Origin of the sequence: Muriicola sp., from assembly GCF_041567615.1 — a bacterium.
Classification (GTDB): domain Bacteria; phylum Bacteroidota; class Bacteroidia; order Flavobacteriales; family Flavobacteriaceae; genus Muriicola.
Genome location: NZ_JBFGBM010000015.1, coordinates 1 through 23,216, shown reverse-complemented (window position 1 = coordinate 23,216; position 23,216 = coordinate 1). Strand labels below are relative to the sequence as shown.

Annotated in this window: 25 protein-coding genes; 10 read left to right on the top strand and 15 right to left on the bottom strand. The window is 49.0% G+C overall.

Translation table 11 applies throughout. The annotated features are described in order from the left end of the window. The 11 genes from coaE to ABYP73_RS02020 all read right to left on the bottom strand — a co-directional run. The coding region (coaE, locus tag ABYP73_RS02070; RefSeq protein WP_372973307.1) for a dephospho-CoA kinase at positions 1-337 on the bottom strand (337 nt) is incomplete at its 3' end. Further along, complete coding sequence (locus ABYP73_RS02065) at positions 334-1,272, bottom strand: YbbR-like domain-containing protein (RefSeq protein ID WP_372973306.1); 939 nt, start codon at positions 1,270-1,272, stop codon at positions 334-336. The genes coaE and ABYP73_RS02065, both read right to left, overlap by 4 nt. 19 nt (positions 1,273-1,291) lie before the next feature. Beyond that, positions 1,292-2,296, bottom strand: coding sequence for a glycosyltransferase family 2 protein (locus ABYP73_RS02060; protein WP_372944349.1), 1,005 nt, complete (start codon positions 2,294-2,296; stop codon positions 1,292-1,294). A gap of 63 nt (positions 2,297-2,359) precedes the next feature. Beyond that, positions 2,360-3,178 carry an enoyl-ACP reductase gene (locus tag ABYP73_RS02055; protein WP_372944350.1) on the bottom strand — a complete coding sequence of 273 codons (819 nt, stop codon included), beginning with the start codon at positions 3,176-3,178 and terminating at the stop codon, positions 2,360-2,362. A 45-nt stretch (positions 3,179-3,223) separates the two neighbouring features. After that, entirely contained in the window at positions 3,224-4,876 is a 1,653-nt protein-coding gene (gene recN / locus ABYP73_RS02050; RefSeq protein ID WP_372973305.1) for a DNA repair protein RecN, read from the bottom strand. A 63-nt stretch (positions 4,877-4,939) separates the two neighbouring features. Next, positions 4,940-5,833, bottom strand: a complete 894-nt coding sequence (locus ABYP73_RS02045) for a DUF4835 family protein (RefSeq protein ID WP_372944352.1) — start codon at positions 5,831-5,833, stop codon at positions 4,940-4,942. After that, positions 5,826-7,031: a bifunctional phosphopantothenoylcysteine decarboxylase/phosphopantothenate--cysteine ligase CoaBC gene (coaBC, locus tag ABYP73_RS02040; RefSeq protein ID WP_372973304.1), complete on the bottom strand. Its 1,206-nt coding sequence runs from the start codon at positions 7,029-7,031 to the stop codon at positions 5,826-5,828. Before coaBC ends, ABYP73_RS02045 begins: the two co-directional genes overlap by 8 nt. Next, positions 7,032-7,367, bottom strand: coding sequence for a DNA-directed RNA polymerase subunit omega (locus ABYP73_RS02035; RefSeq protein WP_372944354.1), 336 nt, complete (start codon positions 7,365-7,367; stop codon positions 7,032-7,034). It abuts the gene before it with no gap. Then, a complete protein-coding gene (locus ABYP73_RS02030) occupies positions 7,364-8,206 on the bottom strand; it encodes an outer membrane protein assembly factor BamD (RefSeq protein WP_372944355.1) in 843 nt (280 codons plus the stop codon). Before ABYP73_RS02030 ends, ABYP73_RS02035 begins: the two co-directional genes overlap by 4 nt. Positions 8,207-8,317: 111 nt before the next feature. After that, complete coding sequence (gene dapA / locus ABYP73_RS02025) at positions 8,318-9,211, bottom strand: 4-hydroxy-tetrahydrodipicolinate synthase (RefSeq protein WP_372973303.1); 894 nt, start codon at positions 9,209-9,211, stop codon at positions 8,318-8,320. After that, positions 9,208-9,741 (bottom strand): hypothetical protein, encoded by a 534-nt coding sequence (locus ABYP73_RS02020; protein ID WP_372944356.1) that lies wholly within the window; start codon positions 9,739-9,741, stop codon positions 9,208-9,210. Before ABYP73_RS02020 ends, dapA begins: the two co-directional genes overlap by 4 nt. An 80-nt stretch (positions 9,742-9,821) precedes the next feature. Here ABYP73_RS02020 and ABYP73_RS02015 point away from each other — a divergent pair, with 80 nt between their 5' ends. The 3 genes from ABYP73_RS02015 (at position 9,822) to ABYP73_RS02005 (ending at position 13,478) form a co-directional block, all read left to right on the top strand. Next, positions 9,822-10,580 (top strand): 5'-nucleotidase C-terminal domain-containing protein, encoded by a 759-nt coding sequence (locus ABYP73_RS02015; protein ID WP_372973302.1) that lies wholly within the window; start codon positions 9,822-9,824, stop codon positions 10,578-10,580. Next, on the top strand, positions 10,577-11,485 hold the full coding sequence (locus ABYP73_RS02010) for a bifunctional UDP-sugar hydrolase/5'-nucleotidase (protein WP_372973301.1): 909 nt from the start codon (positions 10,577-10,579) through the stop codon (positions 11,483-11,485). The genes ABYP73_RS02015 and ABYP73_RS02010 overlap by 4 nt, the downstream gene beginning before the upstream one ends. Before the next feature lie 109 nt (positions 11,486-11,594). Then, a complete protein-coding gene (locus ABYP73_RS02005; protein WP_372944359.1) occupies positions 11,595-13,478 on the top strand; it encodes a hypothetical protein in 1,884 nt (627 codons plus the stop codon). Positions 13,479-13,493: 15 nt separating this feature from the next. Here the strand turns inward: ABYP73_RS02005 and ABYP73_RS02000 are convergent, their stop codons facing one another. Then, the gene (locus ABYP73_RS02000) at positions 13,494-13,790 is read right to left on the bottom strand and encodes a hypothetical protein (protein ID WP_372973300.1); all 297 of its coding nucleotides are present in this window, start codon (positions 13,788-13,790) and stop codon (positions 13,494-13,496) included. A 126-nt stretch (positions 13,791-13,916) separates the two neighbouring features. On the opposite strand from ABYP73_RS02000, the gene ABYP73_RS01995 reads away from it, so the two are divergent. Continuing rightward, complete coding sequence (locus tag ABYP73_RS01995; protein ID WP_372944361.1) at positions 13,917-14,684, top strand: hypothetical protein; 768 nt, start codon at positions 13,917-13,919, stop codon at positions 14,682-14,684. Between the two features lie 47 nt (positions 14,685-14,731). Here the strand turns inward: ABYP73_RS01995 and ligA are convergent, their stop codons facing one another. Together ligA and prmC are read right to left on the bottom strand one after the other, a co-directional pair. Continuing rightward, positions 14,732-16,729: an NAD-dependent DNA ligase LigA gene (ligA, locus tag ABYP73_RS01990; RefSeq protein WP_372973299.1), complete on the bottom strand. Its 1,998-nt coding sequence runs from the start codon at positions 16,727-16,729 to the stop codon at positions 14,732-14,734. A gap of 10 nt (positions 16,730-16,739) precedes the next feature. Further along, positions 16,740-17,594, bottom strand: a complete 855-nt coding sequence (gene prmC, locus ABYP73_RS01985; protein ID WP_372944363.1) for a peptide chain release factor N(5)-glutamine methyltransferase — start codon at positions 17,592-17,594, stop codon at positions 16,740-16,742. Positions 17,595-17,700: 106 nt separating this feature from the next. Between prmC and ribD the strand changes: the two genes are divergently transcribed. Genes ribD through ABYP73_RS01965 form a run of 4 tightly spaced genes read left to right on the top strand, consistent with a single transcriptional unit; the run spans position 17,701 to position 20,830 of the window. Next, complete coding sequence (gene ribD, locus ABYP73_RS01980; RefSeq protein ID WP_372973298.1) at positions 17,701-18,753, top strand: bifunctional diaminohydroxyphosphoribosylaminopyrimidine deaminase/5-amino-6-(5-phosphoribosylamino)uracil reductase RibD; 1,053 nt, start codon at positions 17,701-17,703, stop codon at positions 18,751-18,753. Next, entirely contained in the window at positions 18,746-19,354 is a 609-nt protein-coding gene (locus ABYP73_RS01975) for an HAD family hydrolase (protein WP_372946067.1), read from the top strand. The genes ribD and ABYP73_RS01975 overlap by 8 nt, the downstream gene beginning before the upstream one ends. After that, positions 19,351-20,214 carry an EamA family transporter gene (locus tag ABYP73_RS01970; RefSeq protein ID WP_372946068.1) on the top strand — a complete coding sequence of 288 codons (864 nt, stop codon included), beginning with the start codon at positions 19,351-19,353 and terminating at the stop codon, positions 20,212-20,214. The genes ABYP73_RS01975 and ABYP73_RS01970 overlap by 4 nt, the downstream gene beginning before the upstream one ends. Positions 20,215-20,221: 7 nt before the next feature. Next, positions 20,222-20,830: a YigZ family protein gene (locus tag ABYP73_RS01965; RefSeq protein WP_372946069.1), complete on the top strand. Its 609-nt coding sequence runs from the start codon at positions 20,222-20,224 to the stop codon at positions 20,828-20,830. 21 nt (positions 20,831-20,851) lie between these two features. Here the strand turns inward: ABYP73_RS01965 and ABYP73_RS01960 are convergent, their stop codons facing one another. Beyond that, positions 20,852-21,256 (bottom strand): acyl-CoA thioesterase, encoded by a 405-nt coding sequence (locus tag ABYP73_RS01960; RefSeq protein WP_372973297.1) that lies wholly within the window; start codon positions 21,254-21,256, stop codon positions 20,852-20,854. A 200-nt stretch (positions 21,257-21,456) separates the two neighbouring features. Between ABYP73_RS01960 and dnaA the strand changes: the two genes are divergently transcribed. Continuing rightward, complete coding sequence (gene dnaA, locus ABYP73_RS01955) at positions 21,457-22,881, top strand: chromosomal replication initiator protein DnaA (protein WP_372973296.1); 1,425 nt, start codon at positions 21,457-21,459, stop codon at positions 22,879-22,881. A 5-nt stretch (positions 22,882-22,886) separates the two neighbouring features. Then, positions 22,887-23,216, top strand: a 330-nt coding sequence (locus ABYP73_RS01950) for a low molecular weight protein-tyrosine-phosphatase (RefSeq protein ID WP_372973295.1), incomplete at its 3' end; no start/stop codon positions are given.

The following is a 23,216-nucleotide window of genomic DNA, read 5'->3' as shown; positions in this document are numbered from 1 at the left end:
GGATAGCCGCTTCCTGGAGTACATAAGGTACCGCCTGACGTCCGGCCCAGGCCCGAAAATCCTTTCGGACCGCGGGATGCACGATTTTGTTCAACTTTTCAAGCAGCATCCTGTCCCTGAAAACCTTCTCGGAAATAAACGGCCTGTTAAGTACCCCTTCCCTATAAGCCTCCTTCCCGAGCAAAGCAATGATCTGCTCTTGCAAAGCCTCATCTTCGTTCATCAGGCGCCTGGCCTCTGTATCCGAATTATAAACGGGAACACCGAGATCCATAAACATCCCGGCCACAGTAGACTTTCCACTGCCAATGCCTCCGGTTAGCCCTACCCTTTTCATTCCCGCTTCAAGATATATTCCACCTGCCTTTGCAGGAGCTGAATACTGGGGATCCCTTCTGGCTGATGTACCAGGCGGACCTGCAGAAAGGCTGAATTATCCTGTACCTCCTCCAGATTGGCTTCAGCCCTGAAATCCGTTGCAGTGATCTCCTTCAGCTTCTCAAGCCGGGCCTTGCATAATACTTCCACAGTGTTGGGGAAAGTCCTGATTTGAGTTCCCTCAGGAAGGTTGATTACGTCTACGGGGACATCAAGGATCTTTTCAGAGAACCTGAATACCACAGCGCTCAAACGAACTTCTCCCACGTTGAGCCTCGTCTGTTGAAGAGTCTCAGGCCTGACCAGTTGCAGGGTCCTGGTGAAACTCTCACTGACATCGTTGAGTTCAAGCAATTCCGTTTTAACCTCTCTTAGGGTATCTAACTCTTGTTCCGGGCCTGTCAGGATGATGGAGTCCGGAACGACCTCGAGCTCCTTCTCCAGTAAAAAATTCTGGGCAAGGTTTAGTTCCAAAGCTGGTACCACCGGGACCTTTTTACTGACAAGTCGTGAAAAATCAAAAAACAGGGTGTCTGAATTCACCCTCACGATTGACATGGCCTGTGGTATGGCAGAAGCCAACTGTTCCATGTAATCCCGTTCCCTGAGGAAAAAGCGATTCTTATTTAACGTCACTTTGCTGAGATCGATGTCAAGTGTCCCGGAAGAGAATCTCGAGCCTAAAAACTTCCACCCGCTGCCGCGAACGGTGAGGGTGACATCCTTCCGTGAGGCATTCATCAAGAGGAGGGAATCCGGTACATGCACGTAATTCAGCCTGAAGGTGATCTGGTCCGTATAGGTCTCCGATAACTGACTGATGAGCCATGCCAGAAAAGAGGAGGTCAGCAGGACAGCAAATACCTTGATCTTTCGCTTTGTACTTCCTTTCAAAACTTTCTTTGCGCCCATACTAACTCCTAAAGAACAGGGAGGGAAATAATTCCTGAGGTTTCTTCTTACTAAAAGTAAGTAAGAATGTCGATTTAAAAAAACCTGTCCCGTATCCGTAGAACTGGACGAGCACTGCATAAAGAGACAGGAACCCGATACCCAGGGAACGGTTCTTTAGGGTGGAGTCGATAAGGATTAAAAGGAGGTAAAAGGCAAATATGTAAAACAGCCAGAAATATCCTGCAACGGCCAGGGTCACCGAGAGGAGGAAGCCCGAGCAAAAGAAAAACGGAAACCAATAAGTTAGTTTGCCCGTGCCCGGATGCCAGTGGTTCAGGATAGGCCTGACCATACCGAATTTCCTGACCTGCCTATAGAATTTGCTAAAGTCGATTCGTCTCTTGTGGTATACACGGGCCTCTGCGATCAATTTTGAAGAAAATCCCAGGTTCCAAAGCCGTATGGTCAGATCCGGGTCTTCCCCCGGGTGGATGTTGCCAAAGCCTTTTGAAGCTTCAAAGGCTTTTCTGGAGATGCCCATATTGAAACTCCGCGGCTGGAATTTTGCGGAACCCTTCTCACTCCCCCTGATACCGCCTGTCGTCAAAAAGGCCGTCATAGCGTAGTTTATCGCCTTCTGAATGTTCGAAAAATCCGGATGAGCCGTATCGGGTCCCCCGAAAAAATCGGTGTACTCCTCAGTGAGCGAAAGATCGATGGCCTGCAGGTATTCCGACGGGAGAATGCAATCCGAGTCCAGAATAATGAAATAGTCGCCCCGGGCTTTTCGCATCCCGAAATTCCTGGAGTCTCCGGGTCCGCTGTTCTCCTTAAAGTAATAGGACAGGGTCAGGGCATCCCTGAATTCGCTTACCACATCCTCTGCCCTAATCTCGGATCCGTCCTCCACGATCACTACCTCAAATTCCTTTTTATAGGTCTGGCGCAACAGGCTTTGCAGGAGTTCCCGGATTTCGTCCGGCCTGTTGTATACGGGGATGATAAGTGAATATTTGGGTTGCATTTGCCGGTTATGAACAGGGCCATCCTGAGAAAGGATGGCCCGGGATCTTATACTGGATGGGAGTTAGTCCTCTTCCGTGAATTTTTCGATTACTTCCTGGCTCACGCCTGTCATGGAAAATCCTCCGTCGTGGAACAGGTTCTGCATGGTCACCTTACGGGTGAGGTCTGAGAAAAGTGAAACCGTATAATTTGCGCAATCCAGGGCTGTGGCGTTACCCAGAGGGGACATCTTCTCTGCGTAGGCGATAAAGCCGTCAAACCCCTTTACCCCTTGCCCTGCGGTGGTGGGTGTTGGCGACTGGGAGATGGTATTGACCCTGACCTTCTTTTCCTTCCCGAAAAAATACCCGAAACTGCGCGCCACGGATTCCAGGTACGCCTTGTTATCGGCCATATCGTTATAATCCGGGAAGGTCCGTTGTGCTGCCATATAAGTAAGGGCAACGATGCTGCCCCACTCATTCATCGCATCGGCTTTGTAGAGGCTCTGCATCACCTTGTGGAAAGAAAGGGCAGATACATCCCACCCCTTGGTCGTAAAATCGTACTTCTCATCCGTGTACTGCCTGCCTTTTCTGACATTCACAGACATTCCGATGGAATGGAGCACGAAATCGAGCTTCCCTCCAAGGATCTCCATGGACTTAGATACCAGGTTCGCCAGATCTTCCTCACTGGTGGCGTCGGCAGGAATGATCTCTGCATTTGTCTTTTTCGCCAGTTCATTGATTTGGCCCATCCGCATTGCTATAGGCGCATTAGTAAGTACAAAGGTCCCTCCTTCCTCGTGTACCCTTTCAGCTGTCTTCCAGGCAATGGAGTTTTCATCCAGGGCGCCGAAAATGATCCCTTTTTTTCCTTTGAGTAAGTTGTATCCCATGATTTTCTTCTTAGGTTCGTTCGTTTAAATATATGGATTTCGATTTCAATTCAGTAATTGCTTGGCATGTGCCATGGCGGAATCCGACAGGGTCTTTCCTCCCAGCATCTCCGCAAGTTCCACAACCCGTTCTTCCACAGTCAGTTTTTTCATCTTTGTACGCGTCACTTTTCCATCGTCCTCTTTAAAGACCTTGTACTGATGATCGCCTTTAGACGCCACTTGTGGCAAATGCGTGATGGAGAACACCTGCATCTTGGACGACATTTGCTGCATGATCTCCCCCATTTTGTTGGAGATCTCCCCGGAAACCCCGGTATCGATCTCATCGAACATGATCGTGGGTAGTTGTTCATATCGGGCCAGGATCGATTTGATCACGAGCATGATACGCGAGAGTTCCCCTCCCGATGCGATCTTTTTTAGTGAGCCGTAATCCCCACCCCTGTTTGCAGAGAATTCAAAGGCCAGCTGATCGGTTCCCGTTGATAAAAACTCATCTGTCGGTCTCAATTCTATACGAAAAGAGGCATTGGGCATACCCAGGTCGCCCAGAGCCGCTTCCAATTTCTGCTTTAGTTCCGGTGCCAGGGCGGTCCTGCGCTTATGCAACTCGCCCGCAAGCCTGGTCAATTCACGTTTATCTTCTTCAGCCTTGACCTGTACCCTATCGATCTCCATTTCAAGGCTCTCGGTACGGGAAATTTTGGTTTCCAGCTCATCCCTGATGGCTGACAGCTCCTCCACGGTAGACGCATTGTGTTTTTTCTGAAGGGCGTATAGCAATTGCAGCTTGCCGTCCACCTCCTCGAGTAATCCGGGATTGGGCTCTGCCTTTTCCTGCAAGGCCTCGATCTCAGAGACCATATCCTCCAGTTCCAGGAATACCGATTGTATACGCTGCGACAAGTCGGCATAGGCAGGTCCATATCCCGACAGTTTGGAAAGATTGTTCCTCAGGTTGGAGAGAAGGTTTTGGATCCCGACCTCTTCATGAGTTAAGAGTTGGTGGCTGCCGGCCAGCTGCTCCAGGATACTTTCCACATTGGTGAGCTCTTCGTAAGAGGCCTCCAATTCTTCGATAACACCTTCTCTTAGAGGGGCCTGTTTGAGCTCCTGGAACAGAAAAGTGTTGTAGTCCTGTTCTTTTTCGGCCTCGGCCTGCGCATCCCTCAAACCCTCCAGCTGCCTGAGAGCCGAGCGGTAGGATCTCAATTTCGTTTGATAATCCAGAAGGTGGGATTTATTGTCGGCCAGGGCATCGATCACTTTTAATTGGAATTCATTCTCTGTCAATTCCAGGGTCTGATGCTGGGAATGTATGTCTATCAGCCTTTCACCCAGTTGGGATAATACATCCAGGGTTACCGGACTATCGTTAATAAAGGCTCTGGATTTGCCACTGGGCAGGATCTCCCTTCTCAGGATCGTTTCCGGATCATAGTCCAGGTCGTTGTTTTTAAAAAGCTCCTCGAGGCCATAGGGCTGGATATGGAATACGGCTTCGATAGTACATTTTTGGGATTTGTCCCTGAGCGTACTCAGATCGGCTCGTTTCCCCAGAACCAGAGACAGACCCCCGAGAAAAATGGATTTACCGGCCCCGGTTTCACCCGTAATGGTGCTGAATCCGCGGTCGAAATTTACCGCCAGGTCATCGATGAGGGCGTAATTTTTTATCGTCAAATGGGTCAGCAAGGTCCTCGGCTTTAACAGTGCCGTAAAGATAACCGTTTATGCCCTGTAAAAAAATGAGGGATGCTAATATTTTATGTCGTTCCAGGTAGAGGAATAGAAGGGTGCCACCTTGTTCAGGGTGTTTTTCAGGGCGACCACATCCACCTTGGGTCCGTCCGAAAAAATATTGAGGATCTCCTCCGCCTTGGCGTCGAAGAAGGTCTGGATCAGGAAGGCATTGGGCCTGCGCTGGATAAGGGTTTCGAACAAACGCATAGAACCGGAGATCACCTGTTTCCCTGTACTGTTGTTGTCTCCGAGGATGTCGAGGCCCTTCCGGTGATAATTATACATCGCTATGCGGTACTCCCTAAAAGTATTGGAGAGCAGGTTGTCTATCAGGACAAACCTGGTACGGTTGTCTGTTGCCGACTGGCTCCACCCTGCAAAATTGCTTCCCTGTGCCTGGGTAACGATCCTCTGGGCTTCCTTGAAATACTCCGTCCCGCCTTCCAGGGCGTAAGTGTCTGCATCCAGCCCGAGGATTATATATACGTAATAGGAGATGACAGCCACCAGGTTGGAGTCGAAGGCATTGGGATTGTATATAAGGGGTTGAAACTCGATGTACTGAAAATTGAACTGGTTATCCTTGTAATTGAAAATCGGCGTCTCATAGGTCGTATTGAAAACAGGACGGGAAGACTGGATCTGGATATTGGCCTCGAAGCGGTTCGACTCAAAGTTGGTGACCGTGATGAACATCCTGGCATTCACTCGCTCATTCTCCTTGTAGACTCTGTTTGTCCATTTATTCCGGTTGACAAAGTCATTCAGGGACCTCTCCAGCGTTCTGAAAATTTGCTGGTTGGTCTGCCCTACCTGGTCTGAATTCACCGTGACCACACAATTGAGTTCCTGTGCCCAAAGGGACATTGAGCAGGACAGCGCCAGTAAGAGTAGTAGAAGGCTACGCATGCATTCTGCTTAAGATTTCATTCCAAATATCCAGGGCGACATCGGCCTTGGTCTTTACATCAAACGATTTAATGGATGAATTCTTGTCTATAAAGGTGATTTTATTGGTTGTACCCCCAAAGCCGGCACCTTTGTCCTGGAGGGAATTCAGGACAATGGCATCCAGGTTCTTCTTTTTGAGCTTCTGGAGGGCATTGGCCATTTCATTCTCGGTTTCAAGGGCAAAGCCAAGGAGGAACTGATTTTTTTTGCGATTCCCCAGATCCAGAAGGATATCCTTGTTCCTGACCAGTTCTAAGGCGAATGGGTCGTCTTTTTTTTTGATCTTCTGTTCGGCTGCCCTTTTGGGTTTATAGTCGGCTACTGCCGCAGCCGCGATAAGGACATGGGCATCACCAAAGGCATCTGATGCCGCTGCGTACATCTCATCAGCAGAGGTAACCCGTTGCAGGTTAATGGATTTGTCCCTGACATCCAGATGGGTGGGTCCCAGGACCAGGATCACCTCAGCACCTAAAGCAGCCGCTCTTTCGGCCAGTTCTATGCCCATCAGCCCGGACGAATGATTTCCAATAAACCTCACCGGATCGATGGCCTCATAGGTGGGTCCTGCCGTGATCACTACCTTTTTGTTCTCCAGGGGCAGTCCTTTCTTCAGGTGGTTATTGATAAATTCCAGGATCTTTTCAGGCTCTTCCATCCTGCCTTCCCCGGAAAGACCACTGGCCAGTTCCCCACTGGTGGCCGGGATGATCAGGTTTCCGAACGATTCCAGCCTGGCAAGGCTTTCCTTCGTTGAGGGATGACGGTACATATCGAGATCCATGGCCGGTGCCACATAAACCGGGCATTTGGCAGATAAATAGGTGGCCAGCAACAGGTTGTCGCAGGTGCCATTAGCCATTTTCGAGAGCGTATTGGCCGTTGCGGGAGCCATCAGCATCAGGTCGGCCCAAAGGCCCAGATCCACGTGGTTATCCCAGTCGAGGGTGCCGTCCTCTTCCTTGATAAAATCGAGATGAACGGGATTTTTAGACAGGGTGGCCAGGGTAAGGGGGGTAACAAAATCAACGGCGCTTTCCGTTAAGACCACCTTAACTTCAGCGCCGGCTTTGATCAGTAATCGAACGAGAAAAGCGGTTTTATAGGCGGCAATACCTCCTGAGATACCCAACAGGACCTTCTTGCCGGCTAACATTTATTGTTCGTCTTTCTCCGTGTTCCTGTAATAAATCTTATCCTCCAACCACTCGGCAATAGCCATGGCGTGGGGTTTGGGAAGTTTCTCGTAAAATTTAGAAACCTCGATCTGCTCTTTGTTCTCGAAAACCTCTTCCAGGCTGTCGCTATAGGTGGCGAATTCCTCCAATTTCTCGAGTAACTCTTTTTTGATCTCAGAGTTGATCTGTACCGCTCTTTTTGACACGATGGAAATGGCCTCGTAGATATTTTCCGTGCTCTCATCAAACTCGTTGCGGTTGACAGTTACCGTTGAGACAGGTGCCTTGGTGTTCTTTAAATCGTTCATATTCATTTTGATGTGGTTTCTTGTTCTTTATACTGGGTCAACTCTTTGTTGATATCAGCCAACAATTGATTTGCATCTTTTAAAAAGGTGGTCTGAGGATAATACCTCAGCAGGTTTTTATACGCAGTTTCCGCCGTTTCCAGACGTTCCTGCTTTCGGTTTTCCGTACTGTTGAGAGCGAGGTTGGCTGTTGCTACTAATTTGAGATACAACGCCTCTTCTCTGAAGATAGTTCCCGGGTGATCAGATATGAAGTTGTCCAGGGCGGCGACTGCAGAGATACTGTAATCCAGAATGTAGGAGTTGCCTAATTTGGTGAATTGCTTGGCGATCTCGAAGGCCTTTTTCTCTTTTTTGGTCGTCAGTTCCTTGGCCATCGCATTCGCCTCGGCCAGATATTCGGATTCCGGATACGTGTTGATGAAACTCTGAAGCTTCACCAGCGCCTTGTCTGTATCCGTCTGGTCAAGTGAATATCTGGGTGAAAGCATATAGTAACTCTTGGCTCCCAGGAAGGAAGCCTCTGCTGCCTTATCACTTTTGGGATACGATTTCAAAAACCTTTCGAACTGGTAGCCGGCAAAATTGTAGTTTCTGATCTGGAAATAGGTGTCTGCCAGGAAGAACTGGACCCTCTCACCCTGAGGCTTGCCTGCGTATTTAGGAGCAATTTGCTCGAGCAGGCGGTTGGCCCTTTTAAAGTCCTTGGCCTCATAATATTTTTCGGCCAGGTCGTACTTCGCCTTGACATCTTCGTTCTTGAGGACCTTCTGGTACTCATTGCAGGAGGCGAGGACAAGCAGGCATACAGCCATGGAAAAAAATGTTCGGAGCTTTAAAAACATTTTGCAAAATTACAGAAACCCAGTGGAATATAAAATTAATTCTCAATCACAAACATACGGTGAAAGGACCCGTCAGACAGCACAAATTGAGGAACTTTTAACGTAAGAACGTCAAATGGCAATGGCAAAAGGTTCTATAAAAGCAGCTATTCTGGATTTTAAGGCCGGGGATGCTTCCACAAGGGGTAGCCTGACTCCGGCTCCGGCTATTCCCAGCAATTCAAAAATGGCCTTGATTCCGGCGGGATTCCCTTCCTGGAAAATAAGGTCCATCCCCGGTTTGAGTGCCTCGTGTATCTGCTTCCCACTTTCGTATTCCCCGTTAAGGCCGTGACGCACCAGGCGACTCATTTGGGCAGGCATGCCCTGGGCCAGTACCGAGATGACCCCGATACCCCCTTCCATGATCGTTGGGAGGGCCGTGATATCATCGCCTGAAATCACATAGAACCCCGAGGGGACGGTATTGATGAGTTCACGGATCTGATCCATATTGCCACAAGCCTCCTTGATTGCCACTACATTTGGGCAATCCCGGGCAATGCGCGCTACCGTTTCCGGAAGCATGTTACTTCCAGTTCTTCCGGGAACGTTATAGAGGATAATGGGCTTGGGTGAAGCCTCTGCAAGAGCCTTATAGTGCCTGTAGATACCTTCCTGTGTAGGTTTGTTGTAGTAGGGTGAAACCGAGAGTACTGCGTCAAAAGCAGAGAGGTCAGATTTCTTTAACTCCTCAACCACCTTAGCTGTATGGTTTCCCCCTATTCCGATAACGAGAGGCAAAGCCCCATCATTCTCTGAGATCACCGTCTGGATCACCTTTTCCTTTTCCTGTGGTTCCAGAGTAACCGACTCGCCCGTAGTACCCAGCACCACCAGGTAGTCGACCCCTCCATTGATGGAATGGCGCACAATCCTCCTGAGGGCCTGCAAATCCAGGGAGCCATCCGTTGCAAATGGGGTCACCAGGGCGACACCCGTGCCGTATAATTGTTCTAGCTTCATAGCTCGTTCATTACCCGCAGGTACTTCTTTAGTTCAGCGGTAAATGTATTGAAGTCTTCCATATCCGACTGAATGATCAAATCGTTCAAATCAGGGTCCACCTCTGAGAACCCCGCCTTGATCCTCGCCCGGGTCTTCACGGTCATCAATTTTAGGACAAGGGCGTCTTTCGTGTAATAATTGATCAAAAGATCGTAATCTTTACTGAGGAATTCAAGGGCATAACTGTTCTCTACATCCCCACCCCATCCCAGGTCCTTATCGGAAAATACCGGAGTGGAGTACGGGGAATTCTTGTCGTAAAAAGCCCGGTATCCCATTACCTTGACCGAATTGGGCCGCAGGTTGAGCAAATCGACCAGTTTGTTAAAGGCTTCCGCATTCTGAAAACGGTCAAGGTCAGCTATCACACCCACGAGTCCGAGCCCCTTCTTTTCACTCTCAGACCCTCGTACAGACCTGAGCTCATTTTTCAGGTATTTTTCCCCTGATTTCCTTTTGAACTTATCCTTGAGGGCAGTGAAAAACATGTATCTTTAGGTTTCCACAAAGGTAAAGATTCTCACTGCATCCTGCAGGGGTAAAATTACCACCTTTGATTAACTTTTATATGAAACAATTTGTTGTATTTATAACAATTTGTCTGTGTATTTCCTGTAGACAGGGACCTTCCACCCTCCATTCGATCAGCGGGATGCAGCTGCCTGTCAATGCAGCTATCACTATCAATGATTCCATAGATGCCTTTATCAAGCCTTACAGGGTAAGGGTTAATCAGGTGCTCGACAGTGTCCTGGCCTATGCCCCCGTCACCCTGACCAAGACAGACGGGGAACTGAATTCCTCTGAAGGAAATCTGATGGCTGATATCATCCTCGCCCAGTCGAGACCCATCTTTCAATCCCGCACGGGCAGGCATATAGATATGGCCCTGATGAATTACGGAGGAATACGGAATGTGATCTCGGCCGGACCTGTTACGGCCAGAACAGCTTTCGAAGTCATGCCTTTTGAAAATTATATCGTGGTCCTTGAGATCCCGGGAAGTCTTGTCCGGGAAATGGCTCATTACCTGATCTCCTCAGACAGACCACAGCCCATGGCAGGGTTCCAGATCATCCTGGATCCTCAGGGAAGACTGCAGGCGGTCAATGTAAACGGGATACCCCTGGATGAGAACAAAACCTATTACCTGGCCACCATAGACTACCTGCTCGAGGGGGGTGGAAATGCTGATTTCCTTAAGCAAAATCAGGGGATAACGGATCTGAATTACCTTCTCAGGAACGCGATGATCGATTATTTTACGGCTGTCGACACCGTAAAGGCACAGGTAGATGAACGCTTTATTAAATACGAAAGACGGTGAATAGAAGGTCCTTCATAACAAATAGTCTCGCAGGGGCCGGTTATATGAGCCTCGGTCCTTCCCTCCTTTCCGGTTGTTCTACCGGTAAAAAGCACATCACCATCCTGCACACCAATGACGTGCACAGTCACCTCGATCCCTTTCCTGAGGATCATGCAGCATTTCCCGATATGGGGGGCATCGCCAGAAGGGCGACGCTGATCTCACAAATTCGGGAAGAAAATCCAAATACCCTCCTTTTTGATGCGGGAGATATTTTCCAGGGCACTCCCTATTTCAATTTCTACGGGGGAGAATTGGAATTCAGATTGATGAGCATGCTCAAGTACAATGCCGCCACCCTGGGCAATCACGATTTCGACAATGGGATCGACGGTCTTCTGGCTCAGTTGCCTTACGCAAAGTTCGATTTTCTCTGTGCCAACTACGATTTCTCCAATACCGTCATGGATGGGATGACCTCCCTCTTCAAAGTATTTGAAGTTGACGGGATCAAGGTCGGGGTATTCGGACTAGGCATCGACCTGGACGGACTGGTGACCAAAAAGCTCTACAAGGAAACTCGCTACCTGGATCCGGTAGAGATCTCTCTGGATACAGTTCGGGTGCTGAAGGAGGAAAAGGGCTGTGACCTCATCCTTTGTCTATCCCACCTGGGTCACGAATACAGGAATCCACAGACTGCCAGCGATGTGGTCCTGGCCTCCCGTACCCAGGACATCGATCTGATCATTGGCGGCCATACCCATACCTTCCTCGAAAAACCTGTCATCCACAGGAACCGGAAAGACGAGCAGGTCCTGGTCAACCAGGTAGGGTGTTACGGTATTAATCTGGGGAGGATCGATTTCTATTTTGAACAGGGCAAACTGGTACAGGGGCAAGGCATTACTATATCCGTCTAAATCTACCCCTCATCGAAAGCCTGCTCTTTTTAAGGAATTTTCTCTCAATCCACTTTTGATTTATCGCCCGTGAATTTATCTTGGCATCCTTAATTTAATTATCTCTCGCATGCGCATCCTGTTACTCCTTTTCCTTCTCTTATCTCTGCAGCCCGGCTCTGCCCAGAATCCTTATGGCATACAATTCCGACAACAAAACCGCGACCTGGTCTGTCAAAGATGCACTCAGGCCTTTGCCCGAAAACCCAATGAAGTAAAGTTTTCGATTCAGGTAGACGATAACAACACCCTCTATTTTGAGGTCACAGATAAGAGCTGGTTCAACGAGGTTTTTAAGAATGCAGGAGACGGGCTGGCCTTAGACCTGGTTTCTAAGGAGCGGTATGACTGCCTTGAGATCCTGCTGGATGTAGGCCAGATCCGAGGAGAACTCCTGCCTCCTGTTTATGCCCAGGAATTGAAAAAAACGCTGAAACCTTATGGAAAAGACCGTTTCAGGGCCCGACTCGGCAAGGTGCCGGCCGCTTACCAGGGGAAACAGATCGAATTCAATATGCTTTTCCTGAACGACAAAAACCTGTGCCGGTACCAGACCATCTATAACCTGGCAGCCTACCGATGGGACCTCCTGGACATGGGGATGTATCTCGATTCCGTGACCTACCTTCCCAAGGCTATTGCCAGGGCAGATGAAGAGGCCTACACCATGAGGTACAAAACCCTGACTTTCACCGTCCCTTTTGAAAAAAATAAATCGACCTATTCTCCGGATGATATCAAACCCATGTACGATTCCCTCAGGCTGACGGATTTCAACATTACCAGGATCAATATTCGGGGCTATTCTTCCGTGGAAGGGAATTTGGAACGAAATCTCGAATTACAGCAAGGCAGGGCTAAAAGTATCGTGGATGCCCTTCAGTCCTTTCAGCAACCCACCATGGTCACCGAGGTCTCCTCGGCCGAAAACTGGGTTGAATTCCTGACAGATATAGAGGGAGGTCCTTTTGATTACATGAAGGATCTGAGCAAAGTTGAGGTCAAAGGAAAACTGACAGGGGAAACGGCTGCTGAGCTCGAACCCCTGCTCAGCAGGCATCGAAAAGCTGTCGTCAAACTCGATCTGGAACGAAAGGACCCCTATAAGAATCAATCCGCAGATGCCCTCGTGGGCATGTTCAACAATGCCATAAACGAGAATTCACTCAGCGAGGCAGAGAGGTTACAGCAATCCATATTCGAAAAACTGAAAAACAAGGAGGCTGATCCGAGCACCCTGAACCAGATGCGGATCCCCCAGCAGGCAGAATTCCTTCCCTTTTTGAATCGCAGGGCGGGGATGCGATATCTGCTGGATGAACGCTACCTCCTGATCGCCTTCAATGAACTCGAAGCCCTTGAAAAGCTGGCCCCAAACGACAAACGTATAAAATACAACCTGGCAGCCTTGGAGTTAAAACTATGGAGGTACAGCGTACAACCCATCGATGAGTCAAAACTAAGGAATGACATAGCACAATTGAAGAATCTGGGTGTTGACCCGGGCCTGGTCGAGAGAATGCTGGTCAATTACAACATCGTCAAGAGCGAATTCCTGATGCGCAAACGGGATTACCAGGGGAAAGATCGGGCAGTGGATTACATTTATTCTCATTACCAGGATGTACCGCTTACCGACGTTGAATATTTAAGCCTCTCCCAATATCTTGCTTATTACGCCAATACCGATAAAGCTGTACGGGTGATTCAGGACAGGGTCAAACGGATCGATGTGGACGAGGACCTCTTGTTCTATTATCTCAACCTTACCCTGGTGGACAAGGAGCTTACCCGGGAAGACCGTTACCGCACCATTATGCTCAATGCGATCAACCTGAACAAAGACCGGTACTGCGAACTTTTCAATGCGCCCGCCGATGGAGGGGTTACATTCCAGCTCCTTGAGAATGATTATCTCCGGGATACCTATTGTGAGAACTGCGTTTCGGAATAATATTTTAGATCCAGATCACAAGATCTGATTAAGCAGGTCTGTGAACTCCTCTTGCAAAGGCTTGGAAGGCCTCCTTTTCCCTGCCCTGCCATACCAGTAGTCGGCGTTCCACAAGTCGCCTTCCTTACGATGCAAGTAGGCGTGTACCCAACTGGCCCACCGATCAGACAGGTGGTCCACACACTCGTGTGCCCTGTACCAGTCACCTTTTGCATCCCACCACATGGCCTGTAATTCTGGCTTCCACTGAGAGGAGGGATATTCATTTCTCAGCGTTGCCTCAAACTCTTGGAGGTTGACGGGAATTTTCATAATACCTATGATAAATTTTTGGTGTACTTCGGACATAAAAATAACCGTTTCATCCGGATTGCACCGGGTTAAACAGATGAATATGATTACTTTTTAGATCGATCTAACCCATTAAAAACCAAACCGATGAAAAGATTGATTATTTCTACAATTCTGACATTCACGCTATTCCTGGGTGGCTTAATAATTGCGCAGGCTCAGGAAAGTGAACAGGCTCCCATCTGGGAATCTATCATGCTGGTACCGGACAACACTAAACTGAAGGTTTTGGGGGAAAATATTCGGAAACACAATATGAAATACCACAAAGAAGGGGCTTTCAAGTCTACGGTATACAATATCGTGACCGGACCACATTCCGGTAAGCTGGTATGGATGATGGGCCCCCTCCAATACAGTGATCTCGATAAACGGCCGGCAGCCGGGGGACACGATGAGGACTGGAGGGACAACATCATGCCCTATGTCAAACGCATAGAACAGGGAGAGTACTGGAAAGACATGGTCAAATGGTCCAACACAGACATGCTCCCAAATGACGCATCTGCCCATCCCATCCTCTATGTCCGATACTGGGAAGTTAATGGAGAGCACGGGTTCGGGGTGGATTTGCATCTCGATATGGCCAGTGCAACGATAAAGGCCATGCCGGGCAATAATCCCTGGGGTGTCTATGATAATGAATTCAGGCAAGGGAAGATAGGAAGGCACCTGGCCACGGTGTCTTTTATCAAGAACTGGACCGATTTTGGAACTTCCTGGCCCTTCCGGGAGACCTTTGACAAAGTCCACGGGGCAGACAGGTGGGATCCCTACGTTAGAAACCGAAATGCTACCTTCACCGACTGGTGGGACGAGGTCTGGGTATACGACAAAGCCCTGAGCGGAGATTAATTACCGAGCTTGCAGTTATAAAAGATAACCCTCCTTCTCCGGGAGGGTTATTTGATAAGGGCCATAAATTCGGCTTCGGAGATAATAGGCACGCCCAGGTTCTCCGCTTTGCTCCGCTTGCTGGGACCCATATTGTTCCCGGCCACCAGGTAGGAGGTCTTGGACGAGATCGAGGAACTCACCTTGCCCCCATTGTCTTCGATGAGTTTTTTGAGTTCCGTCCTTTCGAGGTTTTCAAAAACCCCCGAGACTACCAGGGTTTTCCCTTTCAGTTTGTCCGTCTGGTTCTGTAGCTGTTCTTCGGAAAGGGAGAACTTCAGGCCATAGGTTTTAAGCCTTTCTACTATCTCCCGGTTCTTCTCCTCCCGGAAGAAAGACACCACGCTTTCAGCGATCCGCCCGCCTATCTCGTTGACCTGCATAAGAGATTCCTCTGATGCCTCCATAAGAGCATCTATATTTTTGTAGGCCCTTGCCAGGACTTTGGCAACAGTCTCACCTACATACCGTATCCCCAGGGCAAAGAGGACGCGTTCAAAAGGGATCTCAACGGAGGCTGCGATGCGCCGGATCAGGTTCTCGGCAGATTTCTCGGCCATACGCTCCAGGGGAACGACCTGCTCTTTGGTAAGCGTGTAGAGATCGGCATAATTCCGGATAAGTCCCTCCTTAAAGAGGAGTTCCACAGTCTCGCCTCCAAGACCTTCAATATCCATAGCTTTACGCGAGATAAAATGTTGTATCCTCCCCGTGATCTGGGGGGGACATCCGGTGGAATTCGGGCAAAAATGCTGGGCTTCTCCTTCCTTGCGTTCAAGAGGAGTGTTGCATTCCGGACAATGCGTGATATATTCTGTCGGGCTGGAGTCCTGGGGTCTTTTTGAAACATCCACCCCCACGATCTTGGGGATGATCTCCCCTCCTTTTTCTACCATGACGGTGTCCCCTTCCCGAATGTCTAATTTGGCGATCTGGTCGGCGTTATGAAGGGAAGCGCGTTTTACCGTGGTACCCGCCAGAAGAACAGGAGAAAGATTCGCCACAGGGGTAATGGCCCCTGTTCTCCCTACCTGGTAGGTGATCTTCTCCAGCACGGTCACAGCCTGTTCGGTCTTGAATTTATAAGCGATGGCCCAGCGGGGGGATTTAGCCGTATACCCGAGTTCTTCCTGTTGTTGCAGCTTGTTGACCTTGATGACCACCCCATCTGTCTCATAGGGCAACTCGTGCCTGTGGAGGTCCCAGTGATCGAGGTAGGTGAAGACCTCCTCCAGGGAGCGGCATAAGGCAGCCTCGGAGGGGATCTTGAACCCCCATTCCCTGGCTTTTGAAAGCAATTCGAAGTGTGTGGAAGCCCCGAGGTCCCTCCCCACAAGTGCGTACAGCAGGCAGTCCAAAGGTCTTTCGGCCACCAGGGCGCTGTCCTGCAGCTTCAGGCTGCCCGAAGCCGTATTCCTTGGGTTCATGTACGGGTCTTCCCCTTCCCTGATGCGTTGTTCATTCATTTTCTGAAATCCTTCAAGGGGAAGGATGATCTCCCCCCTGATCTCAAATTTTTGTGGAAAATTTCCCCTGAGCTGCAGGGGCACAGACCTGATCGTCTTCACATTGGTGGTCACATCATCCCCCTGGAAACCATCCCCGCGGGTAAGGGCCTGCACAAGGTGTCCATTTTCATAAGTAAGGCTGATGGAGGCTCCGTCGTATTTCAGTTCACAGCTGTACTCCACTTCAGAATCACCCAAAATCCTCTGGATCCGCTGCACCCAATCCTGGAGTTCTTCCCGGGAATAGGAGTTGTCGAGCGAATACATGCGGTGCTGGTGGACGACGGTGTTGAAATTCTTGGTGACCTCACCCCCCACCCTCATGGTAGGGGAACTCTCGTCCCTGAATTGCGGATGGGCTTCCTCCAGGGTCTGCAGTTCCTTCAGTTTCATGTCGAACTCGTAATCCGAAATCACTGGGGAATCGAGCACGTAATACCGATAATTGTGATCGTGTAATTCCTTTCTCAATGCTTTGATCTTCTCTTCAGCAGTCATGTTTCATCTATTAGATCCTTTGTTTTGCCTTTACAAATCTGTCATGCCCGTGCAGGTCCTTCAATACCTCAACTTCGGTAAAACCAACCTCGGAAAGAAGATCCTTCACCTCTTGTCCAAATCTCTGGTTGATCTCCAGGTAAAGGTGGCCGCCCTCTGCTAGTCCTTTCCTCGCTGCTCCCGTAATATATTCATAAAATAACAGGGGTCTGTCATCGGGAACGAAAAGAGCTGTGGCGGGTTCCGCGTCCTTTACATGGGGATCCATCAGGGCCTTTTCCTCTTCAAGCACATAAGGTGGATTGGATATGATAATTTGATAGAATTCCGCCTCAATTTCCATATGGGTCATATCCGATTCGGAAAATTGAACGCTAACGTCATTAGCGCTCGCATTCTCTCTGGCCAGATTCAAGGCCTTACCGGAAATATCTATGGCAAAAACCTCGGCCTGCGGCAGGTATTTGGCGAGGGAGATCGCAATACAACCGCTCCCGGTGCCCAAATCCAGGATTCTGAGGGGTGGGCGGTCTTCCTGATGCCTTGCGATTACCAGTCGAACCAGTTCTTCCGTTTCCGGCCTCGGGATCAACACATGTTTGTTGAGCCTGAAGTTGAGGTCCATAAATACCTTGCTGCCCAATACGTAATGCAGAGGCTGACCCTGCCTGAGGGCTGCCAGCCCACGGAAGAATTCGCCCTCCTCTTCCCTGGAAATGATCCAGTTGGGGTGCATGGCCAGATGGAACCGGGGCTGACCCAAATAATGTTCCACAAAGTGATGAAAGAAATGTTCAACCTCTTCCCGACCGTATTGATGATCGAGTTCCTTATGAAAAATATGCCGTATCTCCTTGAGTAACACCTTGTAAACCCCACTTGAAATTCTGTCCCGGCCCAATCCTGACCCCGCTTCTGCAAACCTTTTCCGGGCACATTCCGATTCCCTTTTTAAATCCTATTTTTGCTGGGTGAAGATACACGAAAAATATATTCTCAGGTGCATAGAGCTGGCTAAAAACGGACTGGGCACAACAGCTCCCAATCCCATGGTAGGCTGTGTGATCACCGTTGATGGCAAGATCATAGGTGAAGGATTTACCAGTCCCTATGGAGGACCTCATGCGGAGGTAAATGCCATCCATTCAGTATCGGATAAAGAGCAACTCAAAAAGGCCACGCTTTACGTTAGCCTGGAACCCTGTTCCCACCATGGGAAGACCCCTCCCTGCGCCGACCTGATCATCAGGCACGGAATACCCCGCGTGGTCATCGGGATCAGGGACCCGCATAAAAAAGTGGACGGGAAAGGAATTGAAAAATTACTGGCTGCCGGTATAGAAGTGACCTGCCCTGTACGGGAACAGGAGTGCCGGGTGCATCACAGGCGATTCCTGACCTACCAGGAGAAGGATCGCCCCTATGTCATCCTGAAATGGGCAGAGAGTGGGGATGGATTCATCGCCCCTGACCCCGATATGCGGGGATCCAAACCCCAGCCTTACTGGATAACAACCCGCCATTCCCGTCAGTTGGTCCATCAGTGGCGAACAGAAGAACAGGCCATCCTGGTGGGTACGACCACCTGTGTAAAGGACAATCCGAAACTCACCCCGAGAACCTGGGTCGGCAATTCCCCCCTGAGGGTGGTGATCGACAGAAAACTGAAGATCCCAAAGGACTACCATATATATGATGGTTCAGTAAAGACCCTGATCCTTACAGAGGAGGGGCTGATTTCTGAATCCGCTTCGGGAGTTGACTATGCGCCCCTCGATTTCACGGAAAACCTCCCGGTGCAAATCTGTGACCGACTTTGCGAACGAGGGATCCAAAGCGTGATTATTGAAGGTGGGGCCAAAACCCTGAAATCCTTTATCGAAGCCGGACTCTGGGATGAGGCCCGGATTTTTACGGGCCCGAAACCATTGAAAAGCGGAATTAAATCTCCTCCAATCCATGGAAAAGAAGTGAGCAGAACTCAGATCGGGAATGATCTCTTAAGGATTCTGAGAAATGATTAAGAACCTGCTCTTTGATTTCGGTGATGTCTTTATCAACCTCGATAAAGAGGCTACGCTGAGAAAGCTGAGTGAGGCGGGTCATACTGAAATCAGTGCAGAGATGCTTCCCGTGATCTTTCAATATGAAAAGGGCCTGATATCCTCCGAAGAATTTACTGCCAGTGCCATGAAATACCTCCCCGGTATAGAAAAGGTGCAACTGGTAGAGGCCTGGAATGCTATAATTTTGGACTTTCCGGAGCACCGCTTGGATTTTATCAGAGGCCTGGCATCCCGAGACACATACCGCCTGTTCCTGCTGAGCAATACCAACAGCCTTCATATAGAGAAAGTGAAGGAAGAGATGGGAAATGAGAGATATTTGGCATTTGCATCCTGTTTTGAGCGGTTTTACCTCTCTCACGAGATCGGGATGCGGAAACCGGAGCCGGAAGTCTTTGAAATGATCCTGGAACAGAATGCACTGGTGGCCACTGAGACTCTCTTTATAGATGACACCCTCGAACACATCGAAAGTGCGTCGCGCCTGGGTTTCAGGACCTGGCATCTGAAAGTGGGAACAGAAGAGGTTACGGATCTGTTTAAAAAGGTATCCGGATGACAGACCTCGCCCTCAGTATCCTCTGCTCCAGTCTGATCTTTGTGATCTTCAAGCTGTATCCCCGATTTCGGGTACAGACGCTCTATGCCATCATCTTTAATTATATAACCGCCTGTCTCGTAGGCTTTACCTTGATGGATGAGTTCCCCGATATCACCCTGATCCCCGGAAAGAGCTGGTTTCCGGGAACGGTGCTCATGGGTGTGCTGTTTATCCTCATCTTTAACCTCATGGCCCGGACCTCTCAACTACTCGGGGTTTCCGTAGCTTCTGTTGCCACAAAAATGTCCCTGACCATTCCCGTCGTCCTGGGGGTACTCCTTTACGGAGAAGCGTTGGGAGTGCTAAAGGTTTCAGGGGTGATCCTGGCGCTCTTTGCCGTCTATTTCAGTTCCCTCAAAAACAAACACCTCCCCCTTAACAGGCGATTGCTTTACCTCCCGGCACTTGTATTTCTGGGGTCCGGGATCATAGATGCCAGTATACAGTACTTTGAACAGAATGTATTGTCAGCCGGGGAATTTCCCCTGTTTTCCTCCACCGTATTCGCCAGTGCTGCCTGTTGCGGCCTTGTTTTTGTCGCTTTCAGGGCCGCAAGGGAAAAGATAGTGATTGCTCCCCGCAGTATCCTGGGTGGAATCGCCCTGGGTGTCCCTAATTTCTTTTCGATTTATTTCCTCCTGAAGGCCTTGCAGAATGAGGTCCTGAACAGTGCCTCCGTATTCACCATAAACAACGTGGCTATCGTCATGTTCTCCACCCTCCTGGGCATCGTGCTGTTCAGGGAAAGGCTCAGCGGCAGGAATTGGGTTGGGATAGGATTGGCTGTATTGAGCATCGTTCTGGTCGCGGCATTTTGAGAAAAAAATGGAGATCCACCAATTTAGAACACTGGCAGCACCGATAGAAGGTGTGATCCTGAAGGAAAAAAAGAGCAAATTCCTTGGCTACGCCTATCCGGTATCAGATGAAAATCAGATAGGAGAGTTTCTCACCCGCCTGAAACAGGAACACGAGAAGGCCAACCATGTTTGCTATGCCTGGCAATTAGGGACTGAACCGACAGTTTGGCGCGTGCATGACGACGGAGAGCCTAAAAACTCCGCAGGCATGCCCATCTTCGGTCAGATTCAGGCTTTCGAGCTCACCGACATCTTCCTGGCAGTGGTACGTTATTTCGGGGGAACCAAATTGGGAGTAGGAGGCCTCATCTCGGCCTATGGTGCAACCGCCCGCCAGACCCTTGAGGAGGGGGAGGTCATCACCATAACCATCAACAGGGAGGTATACATTGAATTCGATTACAAACACGTACACAAAGTGATGCAGTTGATCAAACGACATCAGATCAAGATCAGATCGGAGGAAAATGAAATAAGGGCAAGATACGCTTTGGATGTTCCTGTAAGTCGGTTTAACAAGGTCCTCCAGCAACTCAGGGGCATACCCGGGATCAGGGTGAAGCTGCGATCTTAAATTATGTGTCCTGCAAGGGCGCTAAGCAGGATTCAATTTCTCCAGGATGGCCGGCGGACATTTGACCGGTTTAGAAGTGTGCATATCCATAAAGGCGAGCACGGTATTCGCAGTGACCAGGAGTTCATCCCTTTCATTCCTGATATCATAGTCGAACTCTATCTTCACGACCGGGGTTTTGGTCAGTCTGGTAACCACGGTCAGCAGGTCGTCATAGGTGGCTGATTTTCTGAAATGCATTTGCAGGGAAATTACAGGCAGCATGATCCCGTCTTTTTCCATCTGTTTGTAAGAAAATCCAAGGGAACGCAACCACTCTACCCGACCCATCTCCAGGTACTGGGCATAGTTGCCGTGGTAGACAACCCCCATCTGGTCGGTTTCTCCATATCGTACCCTGAAAGAAAATTTGTTTTGATGCCCCATTTATCGGTTAAAAAAGCTATATTTAAAAATGGATGAAAATGGTTTGGAACATGCGAAAAAAAAAGGATAAATTCAACCTCAAATCATTTTTTTTTTAGCTTTTTTGTTCACATATTTGTCTCACTCAAGAAGGCAGATTTTCCGCTCTGTTTTCAACCAACTGGCTTGAATCACTAACCGACAAAGAGAGTTTTTTTACAATGAGTGTAACTGCTAATTCCGTATGGAACAATTGTTTGGCATTTATCAAAGATAACATCCAACCGCAGGCATTCAAAACATGGTTCGAACCGATTAAGCCGGTCAAACTCTCAGAGAAATCATTGAGCATACAGGTTCCCAGCAAATTCTTTTACGAATGGCTGGAAGAGCATTACGTGAAATTGCTGAAGGTGGCCCTCACCAAAGAGCTGGGCGACCAGGCCAAACTGGTCTACATCATCAAGATGGAAAATACCTATGGCAACAAGGAACCTTTTACAGAACGTATTCCCAGCGCCAACCGTGGAAATGTAGGTGCACAGGAGATGGACGTACCTGTTAAATCCAAGAACCCGGAGCTGAAAAACCCCTTCGTGATCCCGGGAATACGCAATATCAAGATCGAATCCCAGTTAAATCCCAACTATAATTTTGATAATTTCCTGGAGGGTGATTCTAATCGCCTGGCCAGATCTGCTGGGATGGCTGTGGCGAATAAACCCGGAGGAACATCTTTCAATCCCTTGCTTATTTTTGGCGGGGTTGGGCTTGGCAAAACGCATCTGGCACATGCTATTGGGGTTGATATCAAGGACAAATACCCGGAGCGCACCGTACTGTACATCTCGGCTGAAAAATTTACACAACAGTACATAGAATCGGTAAAGAAGAATACCCGGAATGACTTTATACACTTCTATCAGCTGATCGATGTACTAATTATTGACGACGTCCAATTCTTTTCCGGAAAATCTGGAACTCAGGATGTCTTCTTCCACATTTTCAACCATTTACATCAGAACGGAAAACAGGTGATCCTCACTTCTGACAAGGCGCCCGTAGACATGCAGGATATCGAGCAACGCCTGCTTTCCCGTTTCAAGTGGGGTCTTTCTGCAGAATTGCAAAACCCCGATTACGAGACCCGGATATCCATTCTGAAGAACAAGCTTTATCGGGACGGTGTGGAAATGCCGGATGAGATCATTGAATACGTCGCAAAACACATCAAGACAAATATCAGGGAACTCGAAGGCGCCATTATATCGCTGATCGCCCAGTCTTCCTTTAACAAAAGGGAAGTGACCCTGGAACTGGCCCAGCAGGTGGTAGAGAAATTCGTCAAGAATACCAAGCGGGAAGTTTCCATAGATTATATCCAGAAAGTAGTCTCTGATTACTTCGAAATGGATGTGGCCACACTCCAGTCCAAGACCCGCAAAAGGCATATCGTCCAGGCCAGGCAACTCGCCATGTTCTTTGCCAAGAAATTTACAAAGGCTTCCCTGGCCAGCATAGGATCCCAGATTGGCAAAAGGGATCACGCCACCGTACTCCACGCTTGTAAAACCGTAGATAACCTCGCTGAAACAGATAAACAATTCAGGAAATACATCGATGACCTGACCAAGAAGTTCTCCTGATCCGTATGAAAACAAGGGTGCTCATGGTATGTCTGGGAAATATTTGCAGATCTCCATTAGCTGAAGGTATACTAAAATCCAAGGCAGACGCTGAACGCATCGAGGTAGATTCTGCAGGAACAGCGGGTTATCATGTGGGAAATCCCCCCGATCCCAGATCTGTGGCCATCGCAAAAAAATACAAAATCGACATCAGTACCCAACGCTGCCGTAGATTCAGCAGGGCCGACTTTGATCGTTTCGATCACATACTGGTCATGGACAGGGCCAATTACAGGGATGTTATATCCCTGGCAGAAAATGAGGCCCAGAGGGAAAAAGTGCGTTTACTCCTT

Bases quoted from the DNA above. Each gene is read 5' to 3' on its own strand.
- ABYP73_RS01960 (WP_372973297.1), bottom strand. From the start codon at position 21,256: ATGGGGCATCAAAACAAATTTTCTTTCAGGGTACGATATGGAGAAACC.
- coaBC (WP_372973304.1), bottom strand. From the start codon at position 7,031: ATGTTAGCCGGCAAGAAGGTCCTGTTGGGTATCTCAGGAGGTATTGCC.
- ABYP73_RS02000 (WP_372973300.1), bottom strand. From the start codon at position 13,790: ATGAAAATTCCCGTCAACCTCCAAGAGTTTGAGGCAACGCTGAGAAAT.
- ABYP73_RS02055 (WP_372944350.1), bottom strand. From the start codon at position 3,178: ATGGGATACAACTTACTCAAAGGAAAAAAAGGGATCATTTTCGGCGCC.
- ABYP73_RS01965 (WP_372946069.1), top strand. From the start codon at position 20,222: ATGGAGATCCACCAATTTAGAACACTGGCAGCACCGATAGAAGGTGTG.
- ABYP73_RS02030 (WP_372944355.1), bottom strand. From the start codon at position 8,206: ATGTTTTTAAAGCTCCGAACATTTTTTTCCATGGCTGTATGCCTGCTT.
- ABYP73_RS02020 (WP_372944356.1), bottom strand. From the start codon at position 9,741: ATGTTTTTCACTGCCCTCAAGGATAAGTTCAAAAGGAAATCAGGGGAA.
- ABYP73_RS02035 (WP_372944354.1), bottom strand. From the start codon at position 7,367: ATGAATATGAACGATTTAAAGAACACCAAGGCACCTGTCTCAACGGTA.
- ABYP73_RS01995 (WP_372944361.1), top strand. From the start codon at position 13,917: ATGAAAAGATTGATTATTTCTACAATTCTGACATTCACGCTATTCCTG.
- dnaA (WP_372973296.1), top strand. From the start codon at position 21,457: ATGAGTGTAACTGCTAATTCCGTATGGAACAATTGTTTGGCATTTATC.
- ABYP73_RS01970 (WP_372946068.1), top strand. From the start codon at position 19,351: ATGACAGACCTCGCCCTCAGTATCCTCTGCTCCAGTCTGATCTTTGTG.
- ABYP73_RS02045 (WP_372944352.1), bottom strand. From the start codon at position 5,833: ATGCGTAGCCTTCTACTACTCTTACTGGCGCTGTCCTGCTCAATGTCC.
- ABYP73_RS02060 (WP_372944349.1), bottom strand. From the start codon at position 2,296: ATGCAACCCAAATATTCACTTATCATCCCCGTATACAACAGGCCGGAC.
- ABYP73_RS02005 (WP_372944359.1), top strand. From the start codon at position 11,595: ATGCGCATCCTGTTACTCCTTTTCCTTCTCTTATCTCTGCAGCCCGGC.
- ABYP73_RS01975 (WP_372946067.1), top strand. From the start codon at position 18,746: ATGATTAAGAACCTGCTCTTTGATTTCGGTGATGTCTTTATCAACCTC.
- ABYP73_RS02015 (WP_372973302.1), top strand. From the start codon at position 9,822: ATGAAACAATTTGTTGTATTTATAACAATTTGTCTGTGTATTTCCTGT.
- dapA (WP_372973303.1), bottom strand. From the start codon at position 9,211: ATGAAGCTAGAACAATTATACGGCACGGGTGTCGCCCTGGTGACCCCA.
- ligA (WP_372973299.1), bottom strand. From the start codon at position 16,729: ATGACTGCTGAAGAGAAGATCAAAGCATTGAGAAAGGAATTACACGAT.